The organism is Streptomyces diastaticus subsp. diastaticus (assembly GCF_011170125.1).
Taxonomy (GTDB): Bacteria; Actinomycetota; Actinomycetes; order Streptomycetales; family Streptomycetaceae; genus Streptomyces; species Streptomyces diastaticus.
In genome coordinates, this window is sequence record NZ_BLLN01000005.1 from 60,442 (window position 1) to 85,675 (window position 25,234).

Here is a 25,234-nt window from a genome sequence, read left to right on the forward strand (position 1 = left end):
GCCGCTCACTCGGTACGACGGCGCCGGCGGGCCGCGTAGGCCGCGGCGCCTCCGATCAGGACGACGAGCGAGACACCGGTGACCACCGGCACGAGGGAACCGGTGTCGTGGGGGGCGTCGGCGGCAGGGGCCGCGTCGACCACTCGGGTGCTCGGGCGCGGTGCCGCGACGGCCGAGGAACTGGGCGTGGCGGACGGTGAAGGGGAGGGTGTGGCGCTTGCGCTCGGCTCGGGCTTCTTCGACTCGGACTTCCTGGGTGCCGGCTTCTTGGACGCGGTGGGCGCGGGTGCGGGACGTTCGGGGCTCCGCCGTTCCGGTGCCGGGCCGGTGTCGACGTCCGGGGGCAGCTCGGGAGCCTTCTCGTTGGAGGCCGGCTTGCCCGCGTCGCCGCTCGGCTTCGTGTTGTGGGCGCGCAGTTGGTCCGGGGTGACGGTGGGCCGGCCTTTGGTGCCCCCGATGTCGGTGCCGCCGAAGACCCACAGGTCGACGCTGCCGGGCTTGGGCTTGTAGAGCATGGCGCCGAGCTGGCTGTACTCCCAGGTGTTCTCGCCCCGGTCCGCGTGCCAGTACGACCAGTACGCGGACGCGGGAGGAGTCAGCACGCAGTCGTCCTGGGAGGGCGGCGGGAACTGCTTGCCGTTCTGATACCCGCTGTAGCCGATGCGGCAGATGAACGCCGGACCGTCGTGTCCGGTGCCCGTGGTGCGCCAGCCGCCCTGGTTGAGCAGTTCGTAGCCGGTGGTGGGCGTCGTGCCGCAGGACCGGAACAGCGGGCCGCCCCAGTCGCTGAAGTCGACCGCGAGGACGACGCCGGACGTGGTCGTGCACCGGCCCATGGGCTGGGGGTCGGCGGCGGCCGGGGGTGCGGTGACGGCGAGTGCGGCGGCGGTCACGCCCAGGGCCACCGTCGCCCGGGCCGTCGCCCCGGCGAGGCGCGGGCGGCTCATCGTCCGCCCTCCGCCGTGGCCCTGCGCCGTGCCATGACCGCGACGCGCCACCCGGCCAGCACCATGAGCGCGGCGATCGCGGCCAGGAGGCCGACCTGGACGCCGGTGGAGGCGAGCGCGCCACCGCCGCCGGACGCCCCCTGCCCGCCGGAGGCGCCGTATCCGCCGGAGGCGCCGTATCCGCCCGAGGTGTCGCCCGGCGTGACGATGTCCGGGACGCCGTCGCTCGGGTCCGGGGTGGGCTGCGGTGAGGTACCGGCCAGACTGCGTTCCAGCTCACCGAAGGAGATGCCGGTGGCACCGCTCACCGCCTGGGCGGACGCGCGCAGGTCGGAGCCGCGCTGCCCGTCCGCCGAGGTGTTGAAGCCGCCGTCGGCATTCTGCTGGCCGGCCAGGAACTTCCGCCCCCCGGCGATCTCGTCGGCGTACCGGGAGGCGTCGAGGGACAGCCCCTGCACCGCGAGGCCGGTGGAGTTGACCGAGATACCCACCGTGCCCGGGAAGCCACCGCCGGGAAGCTGCCGCGAGGCCAGCCAGGCGAGCGCCCGGTCGACGGCCTGCTCGGCCTCCGCGCCGCCCGCCATGTCCAGGGCCATGGCGGCGATGGCGGTGGAGTCGACGTCGGAATCACCGCTGGACGGGATCAGGCTGGGCCAGGCCCCGTTGTCCTGCTGGAGGCTCACCAGGTAGGCGAGCGGTTCCTGGGCCGCCTCCTTCTCACCCGCGCGCAGCTGCGCCATGACGCCCAGCGACTGCTTGAAGACGGACTCGGCGTAGGTGTAGTTGCCCTTGGCCGCACACCCTCTCTTCGGAAGGGTGCTCTTGGCGCAGGTGCCCTTTTCGAGAGCGGCGATGAGGTCCAGGCCGGCGAAGTCGCGGGCGTCGCGTCCGACCGCCTGGGCGAGCAGCGCCGTCTTGCCGATGGCGCCGCCCTGCGCGTAGGCGGTGCCGACACCGGTGTAGTCGCGGATGCTCTTGCCCGCCCCGTCCTTGCCGCCGTCGTCGATGAAGTCGACGATGCCGCGCAGCGTGTTGTTGTCCAGGCCGGTGGCGGCGAGCGCGTAGGCGGTGTCGATGGTCAGGCCGAAGTCCGCTTCGGGGGACTTGGGGTCGAAGAGGTGGTAGTGGCCCTGCTTCAGCTGGGCGGTGTCGGTGAGATAGGCGACGCCCTTCTTCAGGTCGGGGCCCACTCCTGGAGGCGGGGTGCCGGGCTCCGTGGTCGGAGGCTGGGACGTGGGAGGCTGCGAGGTCGGCGGGCCGGTCGGCTCGGCCTTCTTGGTGGTCAGGGTGGCCAGGCTGGTGTGCGTGCCCGCGAGGACGGCGACCGCGGTCGGGTAGGGGGCGGGGTCGGTGGCGCCCTCCTCGAAGCCGAAGCCTCCTCCGCCGAGCTGCTGACGGGACAGCCAGCCGACGGCAGCTTCGGCGCGTTCGGTGTCGCCCAGTCCGTGCAGGGCCTGCGCGGCGTAGGCCGTGGCATAGACGCTGCCGGAGGTGGCGCCGGTGTAGCCGGGGAAGGCTCCGTCCTCGCGCTGGGTCTTGGCCAGGTAGCCGCGGGCCTTGGTGACGGCTTCGTCATGGCCGCCGGCCTGGTCGAGGACCAGGGCCACCAGGCCGGTGGTGGCCGGGTCGCCGTCGCAGTTCTCTCCGGGGCGGATGAGGACGCTGGTGACTCCGCCGTCACGGCACTGCATCTGGGTCAGCCGGTCCACCGTCTCGGCCGCCGGTGCCGTACCGGCGCGCAGGAGCGCGAGGACGGACAGGGCCTGCCCCTCGGTGTAACCGGCGTTGCGGAAGTCGCCCTTGGCGGTGCAGCCGGGAGTGGGCTCGCCGGATTCGGGGCCGGCCGCGCACACGTGGGCCGCCAGGTCGCCGAGAAGGTCGTGTCCGCCGACGGCCCGCGGATCCGCCTCGGTGCTCTCGGCCAGCAGGGCCAGGCGGGCGGCGGCGGCGGCGTCGGGGGCCTCGCCGGTGCCGTTCGGGTAGGCGTAGTCGTCGGCGTGGGCGGCAAGGAAGGCGGTGACCTTGTCGAGAGCGGCGCTCTTGCCTTCGGTGGCGGCGAGGGCGTAGGCCGTCTCCGTGGTCAGGAGGTAGTTGGGTACGTCGCTGCCGTCGTCGACGACGCGTTCACCGTCGGTGAGACGGTCCTTCAGCCAGGTCGCCGCGCCGGTCGCGTCGACCTCCCCCGGCGCTCCCGTCGGTGTTCCCGGAGCCGGGGTGCCACCCGTCTCGCCCGCGCGGACGTCGTCGGGGCTGAAGTCGGGCCCGCCCGTGCCGCCGCCGATGTCCGTGCCGCCGTACACCCAGGCGTCGACATCGCCGTCCTTGAGATTTCGGCTCATGGCGCCGTACTGGCTGTAGGACCACTCGTCCTCGCCAGGCGAGGCGACCCAGTAGGACCAGTACGCGGTCGCCGGCGGGGTGAGGACGCAGTCGTCCCGGTCCGGGGTCGGGTACTGGGTGCCGCCGTCGAAGGAGCCGTGGCCGATGCGGCAGATGAAGCCCGGACCGTCGTGGCCGGTGCCCGTGGTGCCGAAGCCGCCGTCGTGCAGCAGCTCGTAACCGGTGGTCGGCGTCGGGTCGCAGCCGCGCACCAGGTCACCGCCGAACGGTCCGAAGTCGACCGCGACGACGGCGCCCTTCGTGGCGGTGCACTCCCCGATCGGGTCCGCGGCGGCGGACGCCGTGGTGACGAAGCTCACGCAAGCGGCCGCCAGCACCAGGAAGGCGGTCACCAGTGCCGTCAACGGACCGGGTCTCGCTCCCACCCGTCCGTCTCTTCGCTGCACGCTCCCCACCGCGGCCCCCTCGTTGCCTGCCCGGCACGAACGGTGACGTGGGTGAGGGCCTCCGGCGGGGACGGAGCCCACGTACGGAAGCCGGTCGCACCACGCCGTAGTCCGCGACGGCGTCTGTTGCTGATGAACGCTCCAGGCATTCCGGCTCGCCCGGCAGCTGCCGGGCCCACGGTTGCGGGTCAGCGCCGGACTTCGACCGGCTTCCCCTGGAACTCAAGGCGTATCAGGCGGATTTGAGCACGGTTCACCGAAAGCGTCAAGACGGGGCACTAAACCGCCACTTGGGATGCCGAGGGCCCCTCTGGCGGCCGGTAGGCACGTCGGGTACCGTCCCGGACTGCCGAGTGGGGGAACCCGGTGGGAGTCCGGGGCTGACGCGCAGCGGTGTGGGACGGCAGGGGGCCGCCCCGAGCCCGAATGCCCAGGCGGCACAGCACCTCGGAAGCCGGTCCACGCGTCCCGGACGGCGGCCGCACCCGCTGCTCCGGCCCGCGCATCACGAGGCCCGGCGACGGCACGGGACCGGTCGGCGTCCCCCAGCCCAGGAGCAGCCCATGCCCCGTACCGTGTCCCCGTCCCTGCGCCGCTCCGCACTGACCGCGGTGGCCGCGGCCGGCGCCTTCGCCCTGACGGCCGTGCCGGCCTCGGCGACCGCGACACCCACCCAGATCGCCACCTCGAAGACCAACGGCGTCGCCTACCTCAAGACGCTCCAGGCCGCCGACGGCTCATACGCCGGGCCGGGGCTGTCCAACGAATGGGCGTTCAGCGCCTTCGCCGCCGCCGGCACCGCCGCCGTGGACGTCACACCCGGCGGCGACGCGAGCAAGAACGCGAGAACGGTCTACCGCGACCTGCTGGCCACCAGCGGCTGGCCCTCCGCCTCCCCCGTCGTCACCGACTACGAGCGCGCCACCCTCAACGCGTACGCCGCCGGCATCGACCCGGCTCGCGTCTCCGCCTCCCGCAACCTGATCGCCGACGTCTACCGCTACTGGCAGACCGCCGAGCCCGGCTACTTCGGCCCGTCCGCCAACTTCAACGGCACCGTCTTCGCCGCCCTCGCCCTGAACGGCGCCAAGACCCAGTCGGGCCAGGTGCGTGTCCCGCAGAAGTTGCGCGAGTCGATGGTCACCCGGATACGGGCCAACCAGCACAACGACGGGGGTTGGAACTTCAGCAAGGCCGAGGGCAGCGCGACCGAACTGGCGAAGACCTCCGACATCGACATGACCGGCGCCGCGATGGCCGCCCTGTGCGTGTCCGGCGTGCCGAACACCGACACGGACATCGTCCAGGCGAAGGCATTCCTCAAGAGCAAGCTGGTGACGAACAGCGGCGCCTTCAACGCCATGTTCGGCGTCAACACCAACTCCAACGGCTGGGCGGTCTCCGGCTTGAACGCCTGCGGCATCAACCCCCAGACCGGCGACTTCCTCACCTCCATGGGCAAGACCCCGCTGGACTTCCTGATCGCGCAGCAGTTCAACCCGGGCGGCGGATTCAAGTACCTGAGCAGTGACACCAGCCCGTCCTCGTACGCCTCCATCGACGCTCTGCGTGCGGTGGCCGGCGCCGGATTCACCGCCGCCCCGCCCGTGCCGACCACCGCCGGCGCCCCGCAGTGGGTGAGCCAGGGGACCTTCACCTCCGGTACGGCGGCGAAACTCGCGCTGACCGTGGACGACGGGGCGGGGAGCCTCAAGGTGTGCTCCGTCTCCCTCACCCCGACCGCCTCGACGACGACCCTCGGCGCCGCCCTCGACGCCGCCGTCGCCTCGGCCACACCGTCCGGCTGCGTGACCTCGGTGACCCCGTCCTCCGGTACGGGCACCGTCACCGCCCTCAACGGCAAGGCCAACAGCGGCTCGAACACCTGGAAGGTGAGCCTCGACGGCTCGTCCTTCACGACAGCGACCCGCGGCACGACCGTGGGCGTGGGCGACACGATCGCCGTGCGCTGGGGCGTCTGACGCCGCTGTAGGTCGCGGCGGCCTTGGTGAGCTGCGCCTTGAAACCGGCGAAGGAGCCGAAGGACTCGGCGATCGCGCCGGCCAGCTCGCCCACGCCGTCCTGGTCCAGGGGCTCGCCGCCGCCGTCACCGGTCATGTTGTGCCAGTAGATCGAGTGCAGGATGTGGCCGGAGAGGTGGAAGGCCAGGTTCTTCTCCAGGCCATTGATCGAGCCCCACGTCTCCTTGTCCCGCGCCTCGGCGAGCTGCTCCAGCGTGTCGTTGGCGCCCTTGACGTACGCCGCGTGGTGCTTGTCGTGGTGCAGCTCGATGATCTCGGGACTGATCGCGGGAGCCAGCGCCGAGCAGTCGTACGGAAGCTCCGGGAGCGTGTACACCGCCATGTCCAACACCCTCCGACGTTATTGCCACTGATGTGCAACTGCACACTAACGGCAGCAGTGGTGATCGATGATCAAGCATTGGCCCTAGGGACTGTTTGAAGTTCGGATCATGTGGTTGTGGTGAGGAGCTTCAGCCACATGACCGATCCGCGGAGGTGGAGGCCGGCTTCGTAGCTGACGGGTGCCTTGTCGTAGCGGGTGGCCAGGCCGCGCCAGGTCTTGATCTTCTGGAAGCAGCGTTCGACGGTGTTGCGCTGTTTGTAGCGTTCGGCGTCGTAGGTGACCGGCCGTCCGCCGGCCGAGCCCTTCTTCCTGCGGTTGGCCTGTTGGTCGATCTTCTCGGGGATCACCGCGGTGATGTGGCGCCGGCGTAAGTAGGCCCGGTTGGCCCTGGAGGAGTAGGCCCGGTCCGCGGCCACAGCCTGCGGCCGGGTGCGGGGGCGGCCGACGGGCCCGGGAACGCGGACCTTGTCCAGCACGGTCTGGAATTGAGGGCTGTCGCCGGCTTGTCCGGGGGTAAGCACGAACGACAGGGGCAGTCCTGCGGCGTCGACCGCCGCGTGGATCTTGCTGCTCAGTCCGCCTCGGGACCGGCCGAGCCCTGCGGCATCCGCCCTGGCCCTGCGACGCCGTCGTGCCGCCGCCCGGTCCGGATCCGGCGGGTGCGTGCCACCGGTGTCCGCACGGGCCGCTGCTGGATCACCCGTAGCACGGGGGGCTGCTTGGTGAGCGGAGCCCCCTTTTCCTCGGTCAGGGCCTGTTCCAGGGCGTCGAGGGTCTCCCCGTCCACGGCCAGACCTGCCGATTCGTGATGGGCCCGCACGATCGTGGAGTCCACGCTGACCAGTTCCAGGCCGACCTTCCCCCGCGCGGCCGCCTCGGCGATCAACGCGTCCATCAGGTTCTGGAACACCCCGGCCCTGGCCCAGGTGCTGAACCGGGAGTAGACCGTGGACCACGGCCCATACCGCTCCGGGACGTCACGTCGGCCACTGCCGGTGCGAAACCGCCACAACACCCCGTTGAACTGGTCCCGCACCCGCCGCGGCAACGGCCCGGTAGCCGCCACCGGCAACTGCGGCTCGATCAAGGCCCGCTCGGCATCCGTCACGTCAAAACGCGCCACACCCGAGTTCTACCAGCCACCGTCAGCAGACCACCGGACCCACAAAGATCCGAACCTCGAACAGCTCCTAAGACCTTCACCGACCCCCGGCTCTGCGCGGCGATCGTCGACCGCCTCACCTTCAACGGCACCATCATCGAAACCGGCACCGACTCCTACCGCCTCGCCTCCACTCGAGCCCGAGCCGAGGAGTCGGCCAAGGCCAGCTGATTACTCCAGGTTCCCGATGGACGGCCCGCCGCCCACCGGGCGTCGGGCCGCCACCATGCACTGCTGACGGTCATCCGCCCCGGGCGGCTGCCGCAGCCACGAGCTAAGAACTCCATAGTCGCCATCTATCAGACCAAACCCGGCCTATGCGGGCGGCGTCGCGACCCAGGCACGATCCGTGTTCGTGACTTCGTCATCGACCCATGCGAACGGCCGCCCTGCCGCCGACAGGATCAGGTCGTTGATGCCCTACTTAATGCGGTCGAGGAAGCCGAGCACCCGATGGTTGACCTGCATCGCGGCCTGTTCGTCGTAAGAAGGCAGGCTGCTGTCGGTGAACAGGTGTCTGTCGCCGGGGTAGAGGAACAGCTCGGCATCCGTCACCGTCTCGACGACCGCGCGGGCGGCGTCCGCATCACCCTCCCCGGCGAAGAACGGATCTGCGTCCATGCCGTGAATCTGAACAGGGACGTCTTGAGGCCAGGTGGCGCCGAACTCCGAGACTGGGACGCACGCCTCAAGCAACGAGGCCCCCTTCGCTCCGGGGCGAGTCTGGGCCAGCTTCTGCGCCGGCAGGACACCGAGCGAGAAGCCAACATAGATGAGCTCCGCAGGCAGCCCCTCTGCGGCGGCTGCTCCGCGCGCGATGATCGTGTCGAACCCGACGCTCTCGGCATAAGCGGCACCCTCCTCGAGGCTGTCGAAGATCTGCCCTTCGTACAGATCTGGAGCGTGGACGGTGTGTCCGGCCCGTCGCAATTGCTCGGCGAACCTGCGAATGCCGGCGGTCAGCCCGTGCCCATGGTGGAAGACCAGCACCTCAGTCATGTTGCTCCCCTCGTACTGCGGTGCCCGGGTGGCGCCGCGGCACGAGTATGGACCGCAGCACTGACATCCACGGGCCTTGGCCGGACAGGACCAGCCTGGTGGTCCTTACGCCGGCGCCACATCACCGCGGTGATCCCCGAGAAGATCGACCAACAGGCCAACCGCAGGAAGAAGGGCTCGGCCGGCGGACGGCCGGTCACCTACGACGCCGAACGCTACAAACAGCGCAACACCGTCGAACGCTGCTTCCAGAAGATCAAGACCTGGCGCGGCCTGGCCACCCGCTACGACAAGGCACCCGTCAGCTACGAAGCCGGCCTCCACCTCCGCGGATCGGTCATGTGGCTGAAGCTCCTCACCACAACCACATGATCCGAACTTCAAACAGCCCCTAGTACTGCAACGGTGCTTACCGTGACGAGGCTTCAGTTCTTGGGCTGTGGCCTCGTCTCTTGTAGTGGCTGGTCCGAGCCTGGTGCTGGCGCCGTCGCCGCCAACGGGACCAGTGCAGGACGTGGGCGATGCTGCGGTGGACAGGCTGCGTGAGGCCGGTGATCAACCGGCGGATCTCGGGGACGGTGAGTGAGATCAGGTCTGGCGTTCGAGCAGGTCCGGCCCCTTTTCAAGCTGCTGGGCCCGCACGACGGTCAGGTAGGCGTGAACGGCCATCGCGAGGGTGATGTGCCGGTGCCAGCCCGGGTGGCGGCGGACCTGGTAGTCGTCCAGGCCGCACTGGCCCTTCGCGGTTTGAAAACACTCCTCGATCGCCCAGCGGGCACCCGCGACGGCGATCAGCTCGTTGAGCGTGGCCTCGGCGGGCGCGTAGGCGATGTAGTAGGCGACCTTCGTCGGGTCGGAGATGCTGCGGCGGGCCAGGACCCAGTGCTTGCGGTCGGGTCGGTGCCAGGGCCGGACTTCGACACGCGCCCAGTCATAGATCCGCGGGCCGTGGGCGCCCTCGCCGCAGGAGCGGCGCTTCCACTTCTGCCGGGGCAGATCGGCCATCAGGTCGTGGAGGGGATGGTCCAGGGCCCGCCGAGTGACGACGGTGTCGTGCCTGGTGGTGGCCACGACGTGGAAGACATCGGCCTGCTCGAGTTCGTAGCGCCAGCCCTTGCTGTAGCCGTAGCCCGCGTCCGCGGTCACCCAGCGGAAGGGGATCTCGTCGTCGATCGCACGGCGGACCATCTGCCGGGCGAGTTGGACCTTCGTGGCGAACTCGACGTCGTCGCCGATCCCCGCATCCCGGCAACGCACGCGGTCGTCCGTCCATGACTTCGGCAGGTAGAGCGACCGGTCGATCAACGTCCGGCCCCGCTCGCCCGAGTAGGCGAGGAATACTCCCACCTGGCAGTTCTCGGTGCGGCCGGCGGTGCCGGAGTACTGGCGCTGGACGCCGGCCGACCGCAAGCCCTTCTTCAAGAACCCGGTGTCGTCCACGATCAGCACGCCGCCAGGATCTGCCAGGTGCTCGACGACGTACTCGCGCACGTCGTCGAGCACCCCGTCCGCGTCCCAGTCGATCCGGTTCAACAGCCGCTGGATCCGGTCCGGACCGCTATGGCCGGCTTCCTCGGCCACCGTCCAGCCGTTCTTGCGTTCCAGCGGCGACAGCAGACCCCTCATGTAGGCCAGCACCGACTCCCGCGACTCGCTCCGCGCGAACCGATGGGCAAACCGCTCGTGCAACCCTGCCAGCCCGTCCGACCAGCGACGAGCATCGATCTCGGATATATCCCCACCCATGAACAGCCCAACGAGCGAACCCGACAACTGTCACGGTAAGCACCGTTGCAGTACTAGGCCCTGTGCCACTCGAACCACCTCTCTGTCGCACGCCTTTTGCTGTTGCGGACTGATGGCAATAACCTTTCGAGGAGTCTGGGGCGGCGAGAGGGCTGCGAGGTGGACGGAGACAGCCGAACAGCGCTCAACGAGGCGGCTCCACCAAGGGATCCACACACACTGCTTCGGCGCCACGGCCTGCGGTGCACGTCCGCACGCCTGCGCATCCTCTCCCTGCTGCACTCCTCGGGGCAGCACCTCGCCGCGACGGAGGTCTGCGACCGGCTCGCACGGAGCGGCTCGGATCGTCACCACACGACGGCGTACCGCTCGCTCGAGGCTCTCACGACTGTGGGCGCACTCCACGCGGTGCCGGGCCGGGGCCCGACGCGGTACGGCATGTCGGACGAGCCGCACCACCATGTCGCGTGTCAGCGGTGCGGCCACATCGCGGATCTGCCCAGCACCCCCATGGCGGACGCGGTCGCCACGGTCGAGGAGCTGACCGGGCTGCGACCCGGGGCGTCGGGGTCGCTGCTTCTCTACGGCCTGTGCGCATCCTGCTCGACAGACACCGCCCTCTGCTCCTGAGCAGCACCCGTGGGGCGGCCCTCCGACGGCCCGCCCCAGGCGATCGGCGCGGATCCGTCGGCAGTCACGGGCTCGGTACCCAAGGGGCAGGGAGGACGCCCATCGGGTGCTCCATGCGACGGCCACCTGCGCGGGACCGTTCGGGTGCACATCGGCAGCGAACTTATTGCACACTGTTCGCAACAACTTATTCAGTGCAGGAGAGGTCGGTCGATGGGATCTGCGGTGGTGCTGGGCATCGAGTCGTCCTGCGACGAGACGGGCGCGGGCCTGGTCCGGGACGGGCGGCTGCTGGGGCACGCGGTGGCGTCGAGCATGGACGAGCACGCCCGCTTCGGCGGCGTGGTGCCCGAGATCGCCTCCCGCGCCCACCTGCACGCGCTGCGCCCGGTCGTCCGGCAGGCACTGGACGAGGCGGGGCTGCGGCTGTCGGACGTCGGCGCCGTCGCCGTGACCACGGGTCCCGGGCTGTCGGGCGCCCTGCAGGTGGGGCTGGCCGGTGCGAAGGGCATCGCCTACTCCCTCGGCGTCCCGTTGTACGGGGTGCACCACCTGGCCGGGCACGTAGCCGCCGACACGCTGGAGCACGGCCCGCTGCCCGACCCGTGCATGGTGCTCATCGTCTCTGGCGGTCACACGTCACTCCTCCTCGTCCGCGACCTCGCCCGGGACCGGATCACGCACCTCGGGGACACGCTGGACGATGCCGCCGGGGAGTGTTTCGACAAGGTGGCGCGGGTCTTCGGACTGCCGTATCCCGGCGGTCCGGCCATCGACCGGACAGCGCGAGCGGGGGATCCTCGCGCTGTCCCCTTCCCGCGCCCGTTGCCCGGCTCGTACGACTTCTCCTTCTCCGGGCTGAAGACCGCCGCGGCCCGCTGGGCCGAGGGTCACGCGGGCCGGGAGCTGCCGGTGGCCGACGGCGCGGCCTCACTCCAGGAGGCCGTCGCGGACGTACTGACCCGCAAGGCGGTGGCCGCGTGCACGGAGCACGGCGTGGGCACCCTGGTCGTGGTCGGCGGGGTCGCCGCGAACTCGCGGGTGCGCTCGCTGGCCGAGGAGCGTTGCCGGGCGGCCGGTGTCGAGCTGCGGGTGCCACCGCTGCGGCTGTGCACCGACAACGGCGCGATGATCGCGGCCGTCGGCGACCTCCTCGTGCGCGCCCGAGCCGAGCCGGCCCCGTTGGACGTGTCGATCGCTCCGTCGGCGCCGCTGGAGTACGCCGCCCTGCACCCCGTCGCCGTCGGGCAGGCGGTGGCCGCCTGATGAGCACCGACATCCGCGTCCGCACGGACGCCGAACTCCTCGCGCACACCGACGCGCTGCGCTCGGTGTACGTCGACGCCTTCTGCGCCCCGCCGTGGAACGAGGACGAGGAGCGGGCGACGGAGTTCGTGGACCGGCTGCCGGCGAACACGGGCCGCCCGGGCTTCACGGCCGCGACCGCCGTGCGCGACGGGGACGTGATCGGCTTCGCCACGGCCTGGATCACCCCCGCGCACTTCCCCACCGACCGCTGCCACCCGCAGGCCGCCGCCGGGCTCGGTGCCGCGTACACCGCGGACTGGCTGTGCGGGGCCCTGGAGATCGACGAACTCGCCGTCCGCAGTGCCGCCCGCGGCACCGGCCTCGCCGGTGACCTCCTCGACGCGGTGACCGCGCACGCGCCCGACGGGCGGGCGTGGCTGCTGACGTCCGTCCAGAACGCGCGGGCCATGGCCTTCTACCGCCGCCGGGGCTGGACACAGGTCACGCACCCGTCCCCCGACGGCAAGGGCATCGTCGTCTTCCTCGGCCCGCGCCACCCGGCCCGGTCCCTCGCCCCTCTCCCCCTGTAAGCCCCGGAGCCCCGTCTTGCGTACCGCCGAGATCCGCCGCCGCTTCCTCGACTTCTTCGCCGAGCGCGGCCACACCGTCGTCCCCAGCGCCCCGCTGCCGACGCCCGATCCGACCCTGCTGTTCGTCAACGCAGGCATGGTCCCCTTCAAGCCGTACCTGACCGGCGAGGTGCCGGCGCCCTGGCCGCGGGCGACCAGCGTGCAGAAGTGCGTGCGCACCCTCGACATCGAGGAGGTGGGCCGCACCACCCGGCACGGCTCCTTCTTCCAGATGAACGGCAACTTCTCCCTGGGCGACTACTTCAAGGAGGAGGCCATCGCCTTCGCCTGGGAGCTGTCGACCGCGTCGGTGGAGGGCGGCGGCTACGGCCTGGACCCGGACCGCATCTGGGTCACCGTCCACCACAGCGACGACGAGTCCCGCGGGCTGTGGCGGCGCATCGCCGGCCTGCCCGACGAGCGGATCGTGGCGCGCGGCGACGAGGACAACTTCTGGTCCATGGGCGTACCCGGCCCCTGCGGGCCGTGTTCCGAGCTGTACTACGACCGCGGCCCGGCGCTGGGCCGGGCGGGCGGCCCGGCGGTCGACGAGGACCGCTACATGGAGTTCTGGAACCTGGTCTTCATGCAGTACGAGCGCGGCAAGGGCCCCGGCAAGTCCGGCTACCCGATCCTCGGCGAACTCCCCCGCCGCAACATCGACACGGGCATGGGCCTGGAACGCATGGCCACGCTCCTCCAGGGCGTCGACAACCTCTACGAGATCGACGAGACCCGCCCGGTCCTGGACCGGGCCGCCGCCCTGGCCGAGGTGCGCTACGGCGCGGACGCGGAGGCCGACGTACGGCTGCGCGTGGTCGCCGACCACGTCCGCACCGCCCTGATGCTGCTCGCCGACGGCACCAGCCCGGGCAACGAGGGCCGCGGCTACGTCCTGCGCCGCATCCTGCGCCGCGCGGTCCGCTCCATGCGCCAACTGGGCCACACCGAGCCGGTCCTCGGGGACCTGCTGGCGGTCGCGCGGGACTGCATGGCGCCCAGTTACCCCGAGGTGGCCGAGGCGTACGACCGGATCGCCGACCGGGCCGCGAGCGAGGAGGAAGCCTTCCGCTCCACCCTGCGGCAGGGCACGACCGTACTGGACACGGCGGTGGCGAAGGTGAAGGAGGAAGGCAGCCGTGCGCTGCCGGGTGCCCAGGCGTTCCTCCTGCACGACACCTACGGCTTCCCCATCGACCTCACCCTGGAGATGGCCGCCGAGCAGGGCGTCGAGGTCGACCGCGAGGGCTTCACCACGCTCATGCGCGAGCAGCGGGAACGGGCCAGGGCAGACGCCCGCGCCCGCAAGGCCGGCGGCACCGACCTCGGCGTCCTGCGTCCCGTACTGGACGAGCACGGCCCGACCGACTGGCGTGCCTTGGACACCCTGACGACCGACGCGCGGGTCCTGGCCGTCCTGGGCGTCACGGGCCCGGCGCCGGTTGTCCGTGAGGGCGAGATCGCCACCGTCGTCCTCGACCGCACCCCGTTCTACGCCGAGTCCGGCGGCCAGGACAGCGACGCCGGCCGCCTCTCGGGTGCGTCGGTGGAGGCGGAGGTACTGGACGTACAGCGCCCGCTGCCCGGACTCGTCGTGCACCAGGTGCGGGTCCTGTCCGGCGAACTGGCCACCGGGGACCGGGTGCACGCCGCCGTCGACCCGGAGTGGCGGCTCGGCGCCCGCCAGGCCCACTCCGGCACCCACGTCCTGCACGCCGCCCTGCGCCAGGTCCTCGGCCCGAACGCCCTGCAGTCCGGCTCCTACAACCGCCCCGGATACCTCCGCCTGGACTTCCCCTGGCGCGGCGCCCTCTCCGCCGCGGCTCGGAGCGAGATCGAGGCGGCGGCCAACCAGGCGCTGCGCCGCGACCTGCCGGTCGGCGTGCGCTGGATGACGCTGCCGGAGGCCAAGGAGCTGGGCGCACAGGCCCTGTTCGACGAGACCTACGGCGAGAAGGTCCGCGTCGTGGAGATCGGCGGCGCCTGGTCGCGGGAGCTGTGCGGCGGCACCCACGTCGAACACGCCTCGCAGATCGGCACCGTCGCCCTCACCTCCGAGTCATCGGTGGGGGCGGGCATGCGCCGGCTGGAGGCCGCGGTCGGCGCCGAGGGTTTCGGCTACCTGGCCCGCGAACGCGACCTGGTGAGCCGTGTCGCCGAGCAGCTCCAGGCGCCGCGCGCCGAACTTCCGGACCGCATCGCCGGGTTGCTCGACCGGCTCAAGTCCGCCGACCGGGAGAACCAACGCCTCCGCGAGCAGGCCGACCGGGCCCGTGCGGGCGATCTCGCCGCCGACGCCACCGATGTCGACGGCACCCTGGTGGTCACCGCCACCACGGACGGCGACGCCCGGGCCCTCGCCATCGCGGTACGGGAGCGCCTGCCCGCCACCCGACCGGGTGTGGTGGTCGTCGGCTCACCGGCCGGCGATCGGGCGACACTGGTGGCCGCGGTGAACGGCGCGGCCCGGAGTACTGGGCAGGACGCCTCGGCCCTGGTGAAGCGCCTGCTCGACGGCAGAGGCGGCGGCTCTCCCGAGCTGGCCCAGGGCGGCGGGATCCCGAGCGAACGGCTCCCGGGCACTCTCGATTCCGTCCCAGCTCTGCTCTTCCGGGCCTGACCTCGGGGCACCCGGGCGGGGTCGTTCCGGGCACTTGACGCGACTCGTCGGGGGCCTCGCGGGGGGCACACCTGAGGCCAGACCGCCGTCTCCGCACTTCGAGCCGTTCGGCGCACGGTGGTAGAGGCAGCAACTCCGGCGCCGGAACGCGAGGTCGGGGCGGTTCGTGATCGTCGTGTACGTGCTGAGCGTGTGGCACACCCTGCTGCAGGGGACCAACGTCTGGTACGGGGGTGGCCGCGCACCGTGCTGTGGCTGCTGCACTTCCGGTGGCAGTCCTGTTGTTGCTGTCTGTTGCACGCGCGACGACACCTTCTGACGCCCACAACGGACCGCCCCGTCGGGGCAACCTGGAGCCATGCACACACCTGCACAGACCCACCGCCCGCCCTCCTCCGGTCCGGGCATCGCCCCCGGCCGCGTCGCGCAGGGGAACCCCGGCACGGCACGGGAAACTGCTCGCCCGCGACGGGGCCGTGATCCTCACCGGCTACGAGAACACGTCCGACGCCCTGGTGGTCGCCGCGGCCCAGGTCGTCGGCGACCGACTCCGCGAGCTGTACCCGCAACGGGTCCGCACCTCGCACCCGGGCCACCCCGTCCACCTGCACGCCGACAGCTTCGACGTCATCGTCGACATCGGCGGAGTCCCCCACCGCAGGCGCCACCCCGACGAGGACCACGTCCTCGTCCAGTGCGCTCGGCCGACACCCGAGGGAGGCGACTCCTTCGCACTGGACGCGTACGCCTTCGTCGACGAACTCTCCACCAGCGACCCCGTGCTGCACACCTTCCTCACCAGCACCGACGTCGACCTGTACGGCGCCTGGGCGGACCTGCGCGGGCTGCCGGCCACCCCCAGGATCGGACGACACGTCGAGTACACCCGCACCGGACGCCGGATCGTTCGCCGCACCGACGGAGCCGTGCCCATCCACCGCGACCCCGACAGTGACCACATCCGCACGCAGCTCGCCCGCCTGACCGAAACGGTGCACGAAGTCGAACCATCCCTCCCCCGCTTCCGACTCGACGCCGGCGACATCCTGGTCCTCGACAACTTCCGCTGCTGGCACGGCCGCGACCGACACACCGGCGAGCGCACCGTCCGCATCCTCACCGCGCGCAGCTCCGACGCCGCATGAGAGGCCGGAACGAAGACGACGGCGAGCCTGATGAGGAGTGGGCCGGAGTCACGGCGCGAACCGGACATCCCGTCACCGGTGGCTCAGCGGCGCGCGGCGCGGACCTCGACCCGTCCGTCGGTCACCTGCAACCACGTATGGGCGCCGGAGTCGAAGAGCGGACGATCATGGGTGACGAAGAGGACGGCGACACCGGTCCGTCCGCTCTCCACGGCCAGGAGGTCGACCGTCGCCCGGGCGACGGGCGGATCGAGGGCGGAGGTCACCTCGTCACAGATCAGCAGTGCGGGGTGGGCCGTCAGCGCGCGGAGCAGGGCGGCGCGCTGGAGCTGACCGCCGGACAGAGCCGCCGGGCGGCGGCCCAGGCTGTCCGGGGCCAGGCCCAGCCGTCGGGCGAGTGATTCCGCCTCCTGGCGCGCCTCGGCGGAGGTGAGGCCGCGCAGCAGGCGTGCGGTCCAGGTGAGCTGGTCGATGACCGAGCGGTACTCGTCGAAGGAGGCCCGCGTGTCCTGGTGCACGTACTGGACCGCACGCAGCGCCGCGCGGTCCCGGCGCTCCGCGACAGCGGCAAGCACCGTCCCCCGGTGCTCGACTCGGCCCGCGGTGGCCGGGGTCAGTCCTGCGAGGGCGCGGGCCAGGGTGGTCTTGCCCGCACCGGAGAGTCCGGTGACCACGGTGCGACTGCCGGGCGGAAAGACCAGATCGACCGGGGAGAGTCGGGGGCGGGACGGGTCGTCCCCGATGACGGTGAGCCGGTGCGCGCGTACCCCGTCCGAAGCCCCTTCGGGTGCTGGCGGCGGAACGCAGGGGCCGGAGTGTTCCCGCGCCCCCTCGGCCGGCACCGGGGGCCGTCCGGCCGTCTCGCGGCGGAAGACTCGACCGTCTTGCAGCACCACCGTCTCGTCGGCCAGTTCGCCGGCCAGGCGCGCGTCGTGGGTGATGAGCAGCAGCGCCGTGCCGTCGCTCATGAGGTCCCGCAGGCTACGGGTGAGGAGCGCGGTCGTGTGCTCGTCGAGGCCGCTGGTGGGTTCGTCGAGGACGAGCAGCCGGGGGCGCGTGACCAGGGCGGTGGCCAGGGCCATGCGCTGCTGCTGTCCACCGGAGAGGCGGTGCGGGTGCCGTCGGGTGAGCGGTCCGTCCTCGGGGAGCCCAGCGGAGCGCAGGGCCCGCCGAACGTCTTCGGCGGCAGCAACTCGGCGGCGGCGCCGCACCGAACCGGCGGGTGACGCATCCCGGCTGTGGTGGAGCGCGGCGAGCTCCCGCAGGACCGCTCCGACGCGTCGGGCCGGATCCAGGACGGAGGCGGGGTCCTGGGGCAGGTGGGCGACGGTTCCGGCGCGGGCGGCTCGCAGCTCGCGCGGTGACAGGGCCAGGAGGTCGGTGCCGTTCAGGCGGACGCTGCCGGTGAGGCTGAGGCCGGGGTGGGTGAGGGCGAGGACAGCCAGGCCGAGGGTGGTCTTGCCGCTGCCCGAGGGGCCGACGAGGGCGAGGCAGCGGCCTTGGCCCAGTTCCAGAGAAACGTCATGGAGAAGCGTGGCGCCGGCGGATGTGCGGGCCGTGAGTCCGCGGCAGACCAACAGGGGCTCCGCTGCGGGCCCCGGCGCGAGCTCGTGGTCAGGACGGACGGCGCCGGGGGCGAACCCGCTACCGAGGGCGGCCCCGGGGTGGAGCGCACGGGCCGTCTGTGAACGGGTGGTCGCCGAGGCGCGATCCGTGGCGGCCGGGTCGGCACCGCCGGCCTTCGGAACTGTGCCGGTGAAGATCTGGGCGCGTCGGGTCCGGCCCAGGAGACGGTCCGCGGTGAGGTTGCCGCCGACGGCGAGGGAGGTGAGCAGCACGGCCGGGACGAGGACGGCGTACGGCTGGAGGAACAGGGCCTCGGCGTTGCGCTCGACCAGGACGGCCCAGTCGGGTGCGTCGGTGGGCAGGCCGAGGCCGAGGAAGTTGGCGGAGGCCAGCAGCGCGAGGATCATCGTGCCGCGGTTGCCCGCGTCCGTGATCAGCGGTGCGCCCACCCTCCGCAGGACGTAGCGTCCCTGGATGTGGTGCCATGGCGCGCCCTGCATCCGCATAGCCTCCACCGCCGTACGGCACCCGGGGGCGAGGGCCGTGGCGCGCACCAGGCGGGTGACGGCCGGTACCTGTACCACCGCGGCGATGACGACCAGCGTCGTGGCGTCCTGGTGTCCCGAGGCCGCCAGCGTCATCACGAGCAGGAGGGCGGGGAAGGCCAGCAGCACGTCCAGGCCCCGCATGACCGTCTCGTCGGCCCAGCGGCGGCGGGTCCCGGCCGCGAAGAGACCGAGCGGCAGGCCCACCGCGCCGGCGGTCAGGAGCGCGGCCAGCGTCATGGCCAGCACGGAGCGTCCGCCGCTGAGGACGAGCGCGAGAACGTCCCGGCCGAGGACGTCCGTGCCCAGGACATGGCCCGCGCCGGGCGGCAGGAGCGGTGCGGCGTCGGGTGCGGTGGAACCGGCGAGGCCGGGTCCCAGGATGGCGAGCAGCACCGGTACGCCCAGCAGTACGAGGGCGAGTCCGTCCAGGCACGCGGCGCCGAGGCGGCGCGGACGGGGGCCGGGCGGGGAGACGGTCACGCGCGTTCCTCCCGTTGGGGGGTCAGGCGGGCCGCGGTCAGGTCGGCGAGGAGGTTGACGGTCAGCGCGGTCGCCGCGAACAGCAGGGCGTAGCCCTGGACGGCCGGGATGTCGCGGTCCTGCACGGACTCGACGAACCCGGTACCGAGGCCACCCACGGCGAACAGCGACTCGATGACGACGGTGCCGCCGAGCAGTCCGTCGACGCAGCGTGCCAGTTGCTGCACGGAAGGGGCGAGGCAGCCGGGCAGGACGTGCCGGAGCACGATCGTGCGCTCGGGCAGGCCGAGCAGGCGCAGGTGGCGGACGACGGGACCGCCCGTCTGCGCCGCCACGCCGATGCGGATCTGCCGGGCGAGGTCGCACAGCTGCCGGGCGACCAGGACGCCGACCGGCAGGATCAGGACGGCCGGTTCGGTGAGGATCTCGGAGCCGCGCAGTCCGGCGGCAGTGGCGGGCAGCAGCCCGAGGCCGACGCTGAGCCAGGCGGTCAGCAGCAGACCGAGGACGAACTCCGGTACGGCGTGCAGGGCGAGTGTCGAGGCGTTGAGTACCCGGTCCGCCAGGGAGCCCTCGCGCAGTCCGGTCAGCAGGCCCAGCGCGAGGGCGAGCGGGACGAGGACCGCCAGCGCCGCGCCGGCGAGGACCGCCGTCGCCGCGAACCTGCTGCCGATCTCGTCCGTGACGGGCAGGCCGGTGACCAGGGAGTGACCCAGGTCGGCGTGACCCAGGTCGGACACCCAGTGGACGAACCTGGTCCAGGCGGGCTCGTCCAGCCCGAGTTCGGCGCGGGCCAGGCGCTGCTGTTCGGAGGTGCCCTGTTCGCCCAGGACGGCATCCACGCTGTCACCCGGCAGCAGCGAGGTGAGGACGAACACGGCGACCAGCACGAAGGCTGCCTGGAGCATTGCCGTCGCCGTCCGGATCAGCGTGTAGCGGGCGGTGCCCGAGAGCCGGCGGCGGTGTCCGCGTGGGGACCGCAGGCCGGCGTCGGGTGGAGTTCCGGGCGACTTCTGCGGCGGGTACCGCGTCACGTACGACGCGCCCTCAGCCGAGCTTCACGCGGTCGAACCGGGCCCAGTCGCAGGAGTTGGGCGGCGCGGCCCGCAGTCCGGTGACGGCGTCGCTGTGGCCGATGTTCCAGTCGCTGAAGGCCCACACCAGTTGGCCGTCGCGGTCCCGGGCACGGCGCTGGGCGCGGTCGAGGAGTTCCAGGCGGGTCTTCTCGTCGCGGGTGGCGGTGGCCTGGGCGAGCAGACGGTCGAAGGTGGCGTCCTCATAGCCCATGAGGTTGTTCGCGGCGTCGCTGCGCAGCCGGGACCGCAGGTGAGTGACAACGGGGAGGGTGGCCGTGCGGCTGTGGAAGGCGACGCCCTTGTCCTTGACCTCGCCGAAGTAGGTGGCGGCGGAACGGACGTGCGGGGTGACCTTCAGGCCGATGTCCTTGAGCTGGTCGGCGATGAGGGCGGAGGCGTTGCGCCAGGTGGGGTCGGCGTCGCTCGTCTCCAGCGCGACCGTCAGTCCCTCGGCGCCGGCCGCCTTGACGAGGGCACGGGCGCGGTCGACGTCGCGTTCGCGCGGGGGCGGGTCGTCGGGGTAGGCGCGCAGCCCCATACCGAAGAGGTCGTTGCCCACGGTGCCGTGGCCGGACAGGGCGACCTCGACCAGCCGGTCCCGGTCGAGTCCGAGGGTGAACGCCTGGACGAGACGGGCGTCGTCGAAGGGGGCGCGGGACAGGCGCAGCAGGACGGCCTGCATGGTGCTGAGCCTGCTGCGCAGGACCGCGAGCCCGTCGCGGTCGCCGACGCGGCTCGCGGAGGCCGCCGTCAGGTCGTGGGCGTAGTCGACCTGGCCGGACAGCAGGGCGTTTAGGCGGGCCCGCTCGTCGTTGACGGGCACGAACTCCAGTTCCTCGATGCTCGGTCCGCCGTCCCAGTGGTCGGCCCAGGCGGTGAACAGGGCCTTGCCGCCGGGTGTGAAGGAGCCGTACCGGAAGGGACCGGAGCCGACGGGCTTCGCAAAGTCCTTGGTGTCCTTCGGGACGATCTCGGTGCCGGGGGCGCCGAGGGCCGCCGGGAACTCGAAGTCCGGCCCCTGCAGAACGAGAGTGAGATCCCTGCCCTTGGCGGTGCTCGCCTCGAAGTCGACGCCGGAGAAGAGCTGCTGGGCGGCGGCTCCGGTGGCCGGGTCGGCTATGCGCCGGTAGTTCCACAGGACGTCGGCGGCGGTGACGGGGCTGCCGTCGTGGAAGCGGGCGTCGGAGCGCAGCCGTATCGTCCAGCGGCTGCCGGACCGGTCGCTCTCCCAGCGTTCGGCGAGCCGGGCCTGCACGGACATGTCGTCCTTGTACGTCAGCACGCTGTCGTACAGCGCCTTGGAACGGGCCTGGTCGACGAAGAGCGGCGCGATGTGCGGGTCGAGGGTCTCCTGCGAGCCGCCCGCGCTGAAGGCGGCGCGCAGCCGGCGGCTGCCCGACGAGCCGCCGTCACCACCGGAGGAACACCCCGCCAGGAGGGTTCCGGCGGCGAGGGCTCCCGCCCCGGTGAGCAGGCGACGGCGCGCGAAGGAGGGTGTCATGGTGTGCGGGGCCTTCCCCTGGTCGCCGGACGGGTCCCGGAGGGAGGCACTGCGCAGGCCGCGCGGCGGGCCCTGACACGCATCGTGAACCTCTTCCTGAGGAGTCCACGCCCCCGGACGGTCGGTGAAGCGACGGGCCAGTCTCCTGGCTGCCGGATCACCGCTCTCCCCGCCTTCCGGCCATACGGCCGTGGGGCATGGGGTTCGCTCCCCGGTCACAGTGGCGGGACCGCGCCGGATTCGCACCGGCTTCCTGGTTCCCGTCGCTCATGTGTACGGCCCGCATTATGCCGGACGCTTCTGCCGACTCGGACGGAGCCCTGGTCGGCTCGGACGTCGCGGAATCGTGGACGTTCCGGTCCCGCTCGGTACCGGCCGAGCGCCGACCGTTCACCATCCAGGTGTCGGCCTCCTCATCGATGACCGGCGCTTCGAAGACTCGATGCCGCCGTACAGAGCCGAAAGATCGTCCACGAGCGGTGGGAGCCCTCTGGGACTTCTCTGGGACTTCCGCTCCATCAACCGGCACGAGCGTGCAACAGTCGAAAGGTCATTCGCGCAGGTCAGCGGGGCGCAGCCCCCTAACGCAGCAGGTCACAGGGTTGCCTGGTCTCTTCCGGGATCTGACGAGCAGGAAGCAGCAGCTCCGCCCTGAGCGTCGCCCGCCCTCGACGCCGCATCGACACTCGCCATCCGGACGGGGTCTGACCTGTCCAGCAGGCCTCCTGACGCCTCATCAGATCGAGCGCCATTCCGGCGTCAAGATATCGCCCGTAATGCCCACACCGCACATAATACGCACGCGCAAAACCGCAGGTCGGGAGCCCATCGCGGCCGGTTCAAGGATTGCGACACACTCCACGTGGCGGGGTCGGCGAGAACAGGTCGGCCCCGCGCCCGCGGGGATGCTCCGTGCCAGAGGTGTGACCTGCGGCGGGGCTTGCCGGCCACAACGTGTCCTCTCCGCTCGAGCGGAGGTACCCCGTTGATGCCGTGCCCCGAGGATGACGATGCCCTCTCCAGCGTGAGCGGAGGAAGTCCGCATCAGGACCTCGGCTAACGAGCTCGTGCACGGTAAGCGGTGAGACGTCGGACACCTGATCGTCGATCATGGTCATGTGGTGGGAAACGCGTCTCGTGCAGCAATCATCAGCGACCGGAGGGTCGCGGGCCTGTCGGCTGACGTGGTTGCTGAACTCGTATCTCGGTCGCTGCTCAGCCGGCGATTCGGCGCGTCCGGTCGGTGTCGGCGGTGCTCCCGGAGTCGGCGGCGCGGGCGGCGCGGTCCTTGCGTGCCTTGAGGATCGCTCCGGCGCGGATAGTGTCGGGGTGCTTGGTGCGGGCGGCCTGCTGGCGCGCGGCTGCGGCGGCTTCCTGGGCGGGGCGGAAGTGGTGCTGGGGTTCGCGGCCGGCTTCGCGGAGTTGGCGCTCGGCGGCGGCGTGGATGGCGGGGTCGGTGAGCTGGGGGTGGTGGTAGGCCTGGTGGGCGGCGAGGGTCTCGCGGTAGCCGGCGGAGGCGTTCTCTCGGGTGCGGGTCGGTCCGCGCGATGTCGGAGTGGGGCGGGCCTCGACCTGGGCGGGGTCGATGGCGCGGGCGTTGGGGTTGAGGACGCGGATGGGTTCTCATCAGGGTGCCGGCAGCGTGGTTGTTGGCAGCGTTGGTGAGGGAGACCGGCCATGAGGCGGGCTTGGGTGGCGTGGGAGGGGCTGGTCGCGGTGATGTCGAGGCGGCCGGCGTCGGCGTCGAAGGAGGTGGCGGTGGTGTGGCGGGCAAGAGCGGGGGCGACGGCGGCGGCAATGTCCGGCCCCTGGTCGCAGATGGTGCCGCCGGAGGCGGGGGCGGTGTAGCCGCGTTCGGCGAGCGTGCGCTCGATGGCGGTGCCGGGGCCGAGGGGCTCGCGGCCGGTGCGGGGGGGGTGCCTCTATGTCGTTCGTCAAGGCATCCCTGCCGGATTTGGGGTGGTTCGTGATGGTGGGGTTATGCGGCGAGTTCAACGTCCTTCGGTGTCCGGGATTGGTAGAAGGTGCCGTCGCGGAGCATGGCGAACAGGACGCTGATGCGCTGGCGGGCGAGGCGGAGGAGGGCCTGGGTGTGGGTCTTGCCGCGGGCTCGCTGGCGGTCGTAGTAGGCGCGAGAGACGGGATCGGCGTTCATGCAGGCGAAGGCGGACAGGAACATCGCCCGTTTGAGTTGCCGATTGCCGCCTCGGGGTGCGTGTTCGCCGTGGATCGAGGTTCCCGACTGCTTCGTGGTGGGGGCGAGGCCGGCGTAGGAGGCCAGGTGGGCAGCGGTGGGGAAGCTGGTGCCGTCGCCGACGGTGACCAGCAGGACAGCGGCGGTCCTGACGCCGACGCCGGGCATCGACGTCAGGACCGGGGAAAGAGGGTGGGCCTCCAGCAGCGTGTTGATCTGGGCTTCCATCGCCCTGCGCTGGGTGTGGACGGCGGCGAGCGAGGCGGCCAGGGAGGGCACGACGATATCGAGGGTGCCGGTGCCCGGGACGACGACGGTCTGTTCGTCGAGGGCCTCGAAGATGTCGTCGATCAGCCGCTGGGCCATGCGCGGCGCCTTGGGCCGGATCAGTTCGACGAGTCTGCGGCGGCCGGCTTTGCGCAGGGCGGCCGGGGAGCCGTGACGCTCCAGGAGCCAGGTGACGGCCTGGTGGTCGAGGCGCGGGCCCAGAACACGTTCCAGGCTGGGATGGAACTGAGTGAGCAGGCCGCGTATCCGGTTGCTGGTGCGGGTGGCCTCGGCCGCGAGGTCCTGGTCGAAGCCGACGAGCACGGTCAGCTCGGCGGTGATCTCATCGGTAAGGTCCAGGGAACGCAGGGCGTGCGGCATCGTCCGGGCCGCGTCCGCGATCACCGCCGCGTCCTTGGCGTCGGTCTTGGCCTCGCCCGGGTAGAGGTCGGCGATCCGCCGCATGGCGAGTCCGGGCAGGTAGGCGACCTGGCAGCCCGCGTCCCGGGCCACGGTCAGCGGGAGGGCGCCGATCGAGGCGGGCTGGTCCACGATCACCAACACGGTGCCGAACTTCGCGGTCAGCTTGTCGAGAACGGCCCGCAGTTTCGGTTCGCTGTTGGGCAGCGGCTTGTCGAAGACCTTCTTCCCGGCCGGGGTGAGCCCGTGGCCGTGATGGTTGCTCTTGCCGACGTCCAGGCCGAGGAACACGCCCACGCCTTCGATCTCGAACATCGCGCCCTTCCCAGGGGTGTTGACGGTGCCGGCCTCGGCTCGGGTGTCGTGCTCGCGCATCCACGTTATGCAGACCTGCCGCCCGCGAACCGCCCGGCATTGCACCGGACCGGACGGTGGCCGGACCTCTGATCAGCGTCTCCGACGAACACCCCCGGGCCCGGTGACACCACCCCCCAGGTCATTCCTTCGACAGGGGGACACAGTCATGCCGGGCCCAGAGGCCAGCGGCCCCGTTGCGGAGCCGCAGAAAACATAACGGGGGATGCTCGTGAAGCGGCGGGGGGCGGCGCTGGACGGCAGCTTCGGCGCCTTGGCGCTTGGCGGCGGCGCGGGCGGCGTTGAGGGCGACGCGGGCGAGGTCGACGCCGGTGGGCTCCGAGAGGTCGGTGTACGACGTGCCGTCGTAGGTGTTCTCGATCCGGTGATCCAGTACCGGTCCCACAGTCTGTGCGGCGAACGCACGGCCCGCCGGGACGGTGATCGCGGCGGCCAGGGAGCCGGTCGACGGCCAGTGCGGCTCGTCTTCGTATTGTGTCTGTCCCTCTCCATAGTGGCGCGGGCCGCTTCGACGTGCGCCGGGGCCCG

Annotated in this window: 15 protein-coding genes, 6 pseudogenes and 2 riboswitches; of the genes and pseudogenes, 9 read left to right on the forward strand and 12 right to left on the reverse strand. The window is 71.7% G+C overall.

Annotated elements, in window-relative coordinates; all coding sequences use genetic code 11:
• Positions 1-5 precede the first annotated feature (5 nt).
• Both Sdia_RS18125 and Sdia_RS18130 read right to left on the reverse strand, forming a co-directional pair.
• Positions 6-947, reverse strand: coding sequence for a hypothetical protein (locus Sdia_RS18125; protein ID WP_125490019.1), 942 nt, complete (start codon positions 945-947; stop codon positions 6-8).
• Positions 944-3,742 (reverse strand): prenyltransferase/squalene oxidase repeat-containing protein, encoded by a 2,799-nt coding sequence (locus tag Sdia_RS18130; protein WP_189501136.1) that lies wholly within the window; start codon positions 3,740-3,742, stop codon positions 944-946. Before Sdia_RS18130 ends, Sdia_RS18125 begins: the two co-directional genes overlap by 4 nt.
• A gap of 112 nt (positions 3,743-3,854) precedes the next feature.
• Positions 3,855-4,002, reverse strand: a riboswitch (cobalamin riboswitch).
• 294 nt (positions 4,003-4,296) lie between these two features.
• Here Sdia_RS18130 and Sdia_RS18135 point away from each other — a divergent pair.
• Positions 4,297-5,715 carry a prenyltransferase/squalene oxidase repeat-containing protein gene (locus Sdia_RS18135; protein ID WP_189501134.1) on the forward strand — a complete coding sequence of 473 codons (1,419 nt, stop codon included), beginning with the start codon at positions 4,297-4,299 and terminating at the stop codon, positions 5,713-5,715.
• Between the two features lies 1 nt (position 5,716).
• On the opposite strand, the pseudogene Sdia_RS18140 reads toward Sdia_RS18135, so the two are convergent.
• Together Sdia_RS18140 and Sdia_RS18145 are read right to left on the reverse strand one after the other, a co-directional pair.
• Positions 5,717-6,097: pseudogene (locus tag Sdia_RS18140) on the reverse strand (superoxide dismutase); the annotation flags it as partial.
• 107 nt (positions 6,098-6,204) lie between these two features.
• A pseudogene (locus Sdia_RS18145) lies at positions 6,205-7,223 on the reverse strand (IS5 family transposase).
• 69 nt (positions 7,224-7,292) lie between these two features.
• Between Sdia_RS18145 and Sdia_RS29795 the strand changes: the two are divergent.
• Positions 7,293-7,433: pseudogene (locus tag Sdia_RS29795) on the forward strand (ATP-binding protein); the annotation flags it as partial.
• A 249-nt stretch (positions 7,434-7,682) separates the two neighbouring features.
• On the opposite strand, the gene Sdia_RS18150 reads toward Sdia_RS29795, so the two are convergent.
• The gene (locus Sdia_RS18150) at positions 7,683-8,261 is read right to left on the reverse strand and encodes a dienelactone hydrolase family protein (protein ID WP_189501326.1); all 579 of its coding nucleotides are present in this window, start codon (positions 8,259-8,261) and stop codon (positions 7,683-7,685) included.
• 105 nt (positions 8,262-8,366) lie between these two features.
• Between Sdia_RS18150 and Sdia_RS18155 the strand changes: the two are divergent.
• A pseudogene (locus Sdia_RS18155) lies at positions 8,367-8,633 on the forward strand (IS5/IS1182 family transposase); the annotation flags it as partial.
• A gap of 216 nt (positions 8,634-8,849) precedes the next feature.
• Here the strand turns inward: Sdia_RS18155 and Sdia_RS18160 are convergent.
• The gene (locus Sdia_RS18160) at positions 8,850-10,007 is read right to left on the reverse strand and encodes an IS701 family transposase (protein WP_191835365.1); all 1,158 of its coding nucleotides are present in this window, start codon (positions 10,005-10,007) and stop codon (positions 8,850-8,852) included.
• Positions 10,008-10,166: 159 nt separating this feature from the next.
• On the opposite strand from Sdia_RS18160, the gene Sdia_RS18165 reads away from it, so the two are divergent.
• From Sdia_RS18165 to alaS, 4 genes are all read left to right on the forward strand, one after another.
• Complete coding sequence (locus tag Sdia_RS18165) at positions 10,167-10,637, forward strand: Fur family transcriptional regulator (RefSeq protein WP_229831691.1); 471 nt, start codon at positions 10,167-10,169, stop codon at positions 10,635-10,637.
• A 213-nt stretch (positions 10,638-10,850) separates the two neighbouring features.
• The gene (gene tsaD / locus Sdia_RS18170) at positions 10,851-11,903 is read left to right on the forward strand and encodes a tRNA (adenosine(37)-N6)-threonylcarbamoyltransferase complex transferase subunit TsaD (RefSeq protein ID WP_189501180.1); all 1,053 of its coding nucleotides are present in this window, start codon (positions 10,851-10,853) and stop codon (positions 11,901-11,903) included.
• The gene (locus Sdia_RS18175; RefSeq protein ID WP_189501183.1) at positions 11,903-12,475 is read left to right on the forward strand and encodes a GNAT family N-acetyltransferase; all 573 of its coding nucleotides are present in this window, start codon (positions 11,903-11,905) and stop codon (positions 12,473-12,475) included. Before tsaD ends, Sdia_RS18175 begins: the two co-directional genes overlap by 1 nt.
• Before the next feature lie 16 nt (positions 12,476-12,491).
• Positions 12,492-15,134: an alanine--tRNA ligase gene (gene alaS, locus Sdia_RS18180; RefSeq protein ID WP_189501185.1), complete on the forward strand. Its 2,643-nt coding sequence runs from the start codon at positions 12,492-12,494 to the stop codon at positions 15,132-15,134.
• Positions 15,135-15,197: 63 nt separating this feature from the next.
• On the opposite strand, the pseudogene Sdia_RS18185 reads toward alaS, so the two are convergent.
• Positions 15,198-15,311, reverse strand: a pseudogene (locus Sdia_RS18185) ((2Fe-2S)-binding protein); the annotation flags it as partial.
• Here Sdia_RS18185 and Sdia_RS30900 point away from each other — a divergent pair.
• Together Sdia_RS30900 and Sdia_RS18190 are read left to right on the forward strand one after the other, a co-directional pair.
• Positions 15,295-15,454, forward strand: a pseudogene (locus Sdia_RS30900) (ferric reductase-like transmembrane domain-containing protein); the annotation flags it as partial. The pseudogenes Sdia_RS18185 and Sdia_RS30900 overlap by 17 nt on opposite strands.
• A gap of 156 nt (positions 15,455-15,610) precedes the next feature.
• Positions 15,611-16,279 (forward strand): TauD/TfdA family dioxygenase, encoded by a 669-nt coding sequence (locus Sdia_RS18190; protein ID WP_229831692.1) that lies wholly within the window; start codon positions 15,611-15,613, stop codon positions 16,277-16,279.
• 83 nt (positions 16,280-16,362) lie between these two features.
• Here Sdia_RS18190 and Sdia_RS29800 read toward each other — a convergent pair whose 3' ends face one another.
• From Sdia_RS29800 to Sdia_RS18220, 5 genes are all read right to left on the reverse strand, one after another.
• A complete protein-coding gene (locus tag Sdia_RS29800) occupies positions 16,363-18,873 on the reverse strand; it encodes an ABC transporter ATP-binding protein/permease (protein WP_223123493.1) in 2,511 nt (836 codons plus the stop codon).
• Positions 18,870-19,856: an ABC transporter permease gene (locus tag Sdia_RS18205; protein WP_262417767.1), complete on the reverse strand. Its 987-nt coding sequence runs from the start codon at positions 19,854-19,856 to the stop codon at positions 18,870-18,872. The genes Sdia_RS29800 and Sdia_RS18205 overlap by 4 nt, the downstream gene beginning before the upstream one ends.
• A 64-nt stretch (positions 19,857-19,920) precedes the next feature.
• On the reverse strand, positions 19,921-21,450 hold the full coding sequence (locus tag Sdia_RS18210; RefSeq protein WP_189501190.1) for an ABC transporter substrate-binding protein: 1,530 nt from the start codon (positions 21,448-21,450) through the stop codon (positions 19,921-19,923).
• Between the two features lie 118 nt (positions 21,451-21,568).
• Positions 21,569-21,749: riboswitch (cobalamin riboswitch) on the reverse strand.
• Positions 21,750-23,428: 1,679 nt separating this feature from the next.
• Positions 23,429-24,646, reverse strand: a complete 1,218-nt coding sequence (locus Sdia_RS18215; protein WP_189501333.1) for an IS110 family RNA-guided transposase — start codon at positions 24,644-24,646, stop codon at positions 23,429-23,431.
• A gap of 181 nt (positions 24,647-24,827) precedes the next feature.
• Positions 24,828-25,091 carry a hypothetical protein gene (locus Sdia_RS18220; RefSeq protein ID WP_191835376.1) on the reverse strand — a complete coding sequence of 88 codons (264 nt, stop codon included), beginning with the start codon at positions 25,089-25,091 and terminating at the stop codon, positions 24,828-24,830.
• Between the last annotated feature and the right edge of the window lie 143 nt (positions 25,092-25,234).

What these genes read in the sequence shown, in the direction of transcription:
- Sdia_RS18160 (WP_191835365.1), bottom strand. Translation starts at nt 10,007, where the DNA reads ATGGGTGGGGATATATCCGAGATCGATGCTCGTCGCTGGTCGGACGGG.
- Sdia_RS18215 (WP_189501333.1), bottom strand. Translation starts at nt 24,646, where the DNA reads ATGTTCGAGATCGAAGGCGTGGGCGTGTTCCTCGGCCTGGACGTCGGC.
- Sdia_RS18175 (WP_189501183.1), top strand. Translation starts at nt 11,903, where the DNA reads ATGAGCACCGACATCCGCGTCCGCACGGACGCCGAACTCCTCGCGCAC.
- Sdia_RS18210 (WP_189501190.1), bottom strand. Translation starts at nt 21,450, where the DNA reads ATGACACCCTCCTTCGCGCGCCGTCGCCTGCTCACCGGGGCGGGAGCC.
- Sdia_RS18125 (WP_125490019.1), bottom strand. Translation starts at nt 947, where the DNA reads ATGAGCCGCCCGCGCCTCGCCGGGGCGACGGCCCGGGCGACGGTGGCC.
- Sdia_RS18135 (WP_189501134.1), top strand. Translation starts at nt 4,297, where the DNA reads ATGCCCCGTACCGTGTCCCCGTCCCTGCGCCGCTCCGCACTGACCGCG.
- Sdia_RS18150 (WP_189501326.1), bottom strand. Translation starts at nt 8,261, where the DNA reads ATGACTGAGGTGCTGGTCTTCCACCATGGGCACGGGCTGACCGCCGGC.
- tsaD (WP_189501180.1), top strand. Translation starts at nt 10,851, where the DNA reads ATGGGATCTGCGGTGGTGCTGGGCATCGAGTCGTCCTGCGACGAGACG.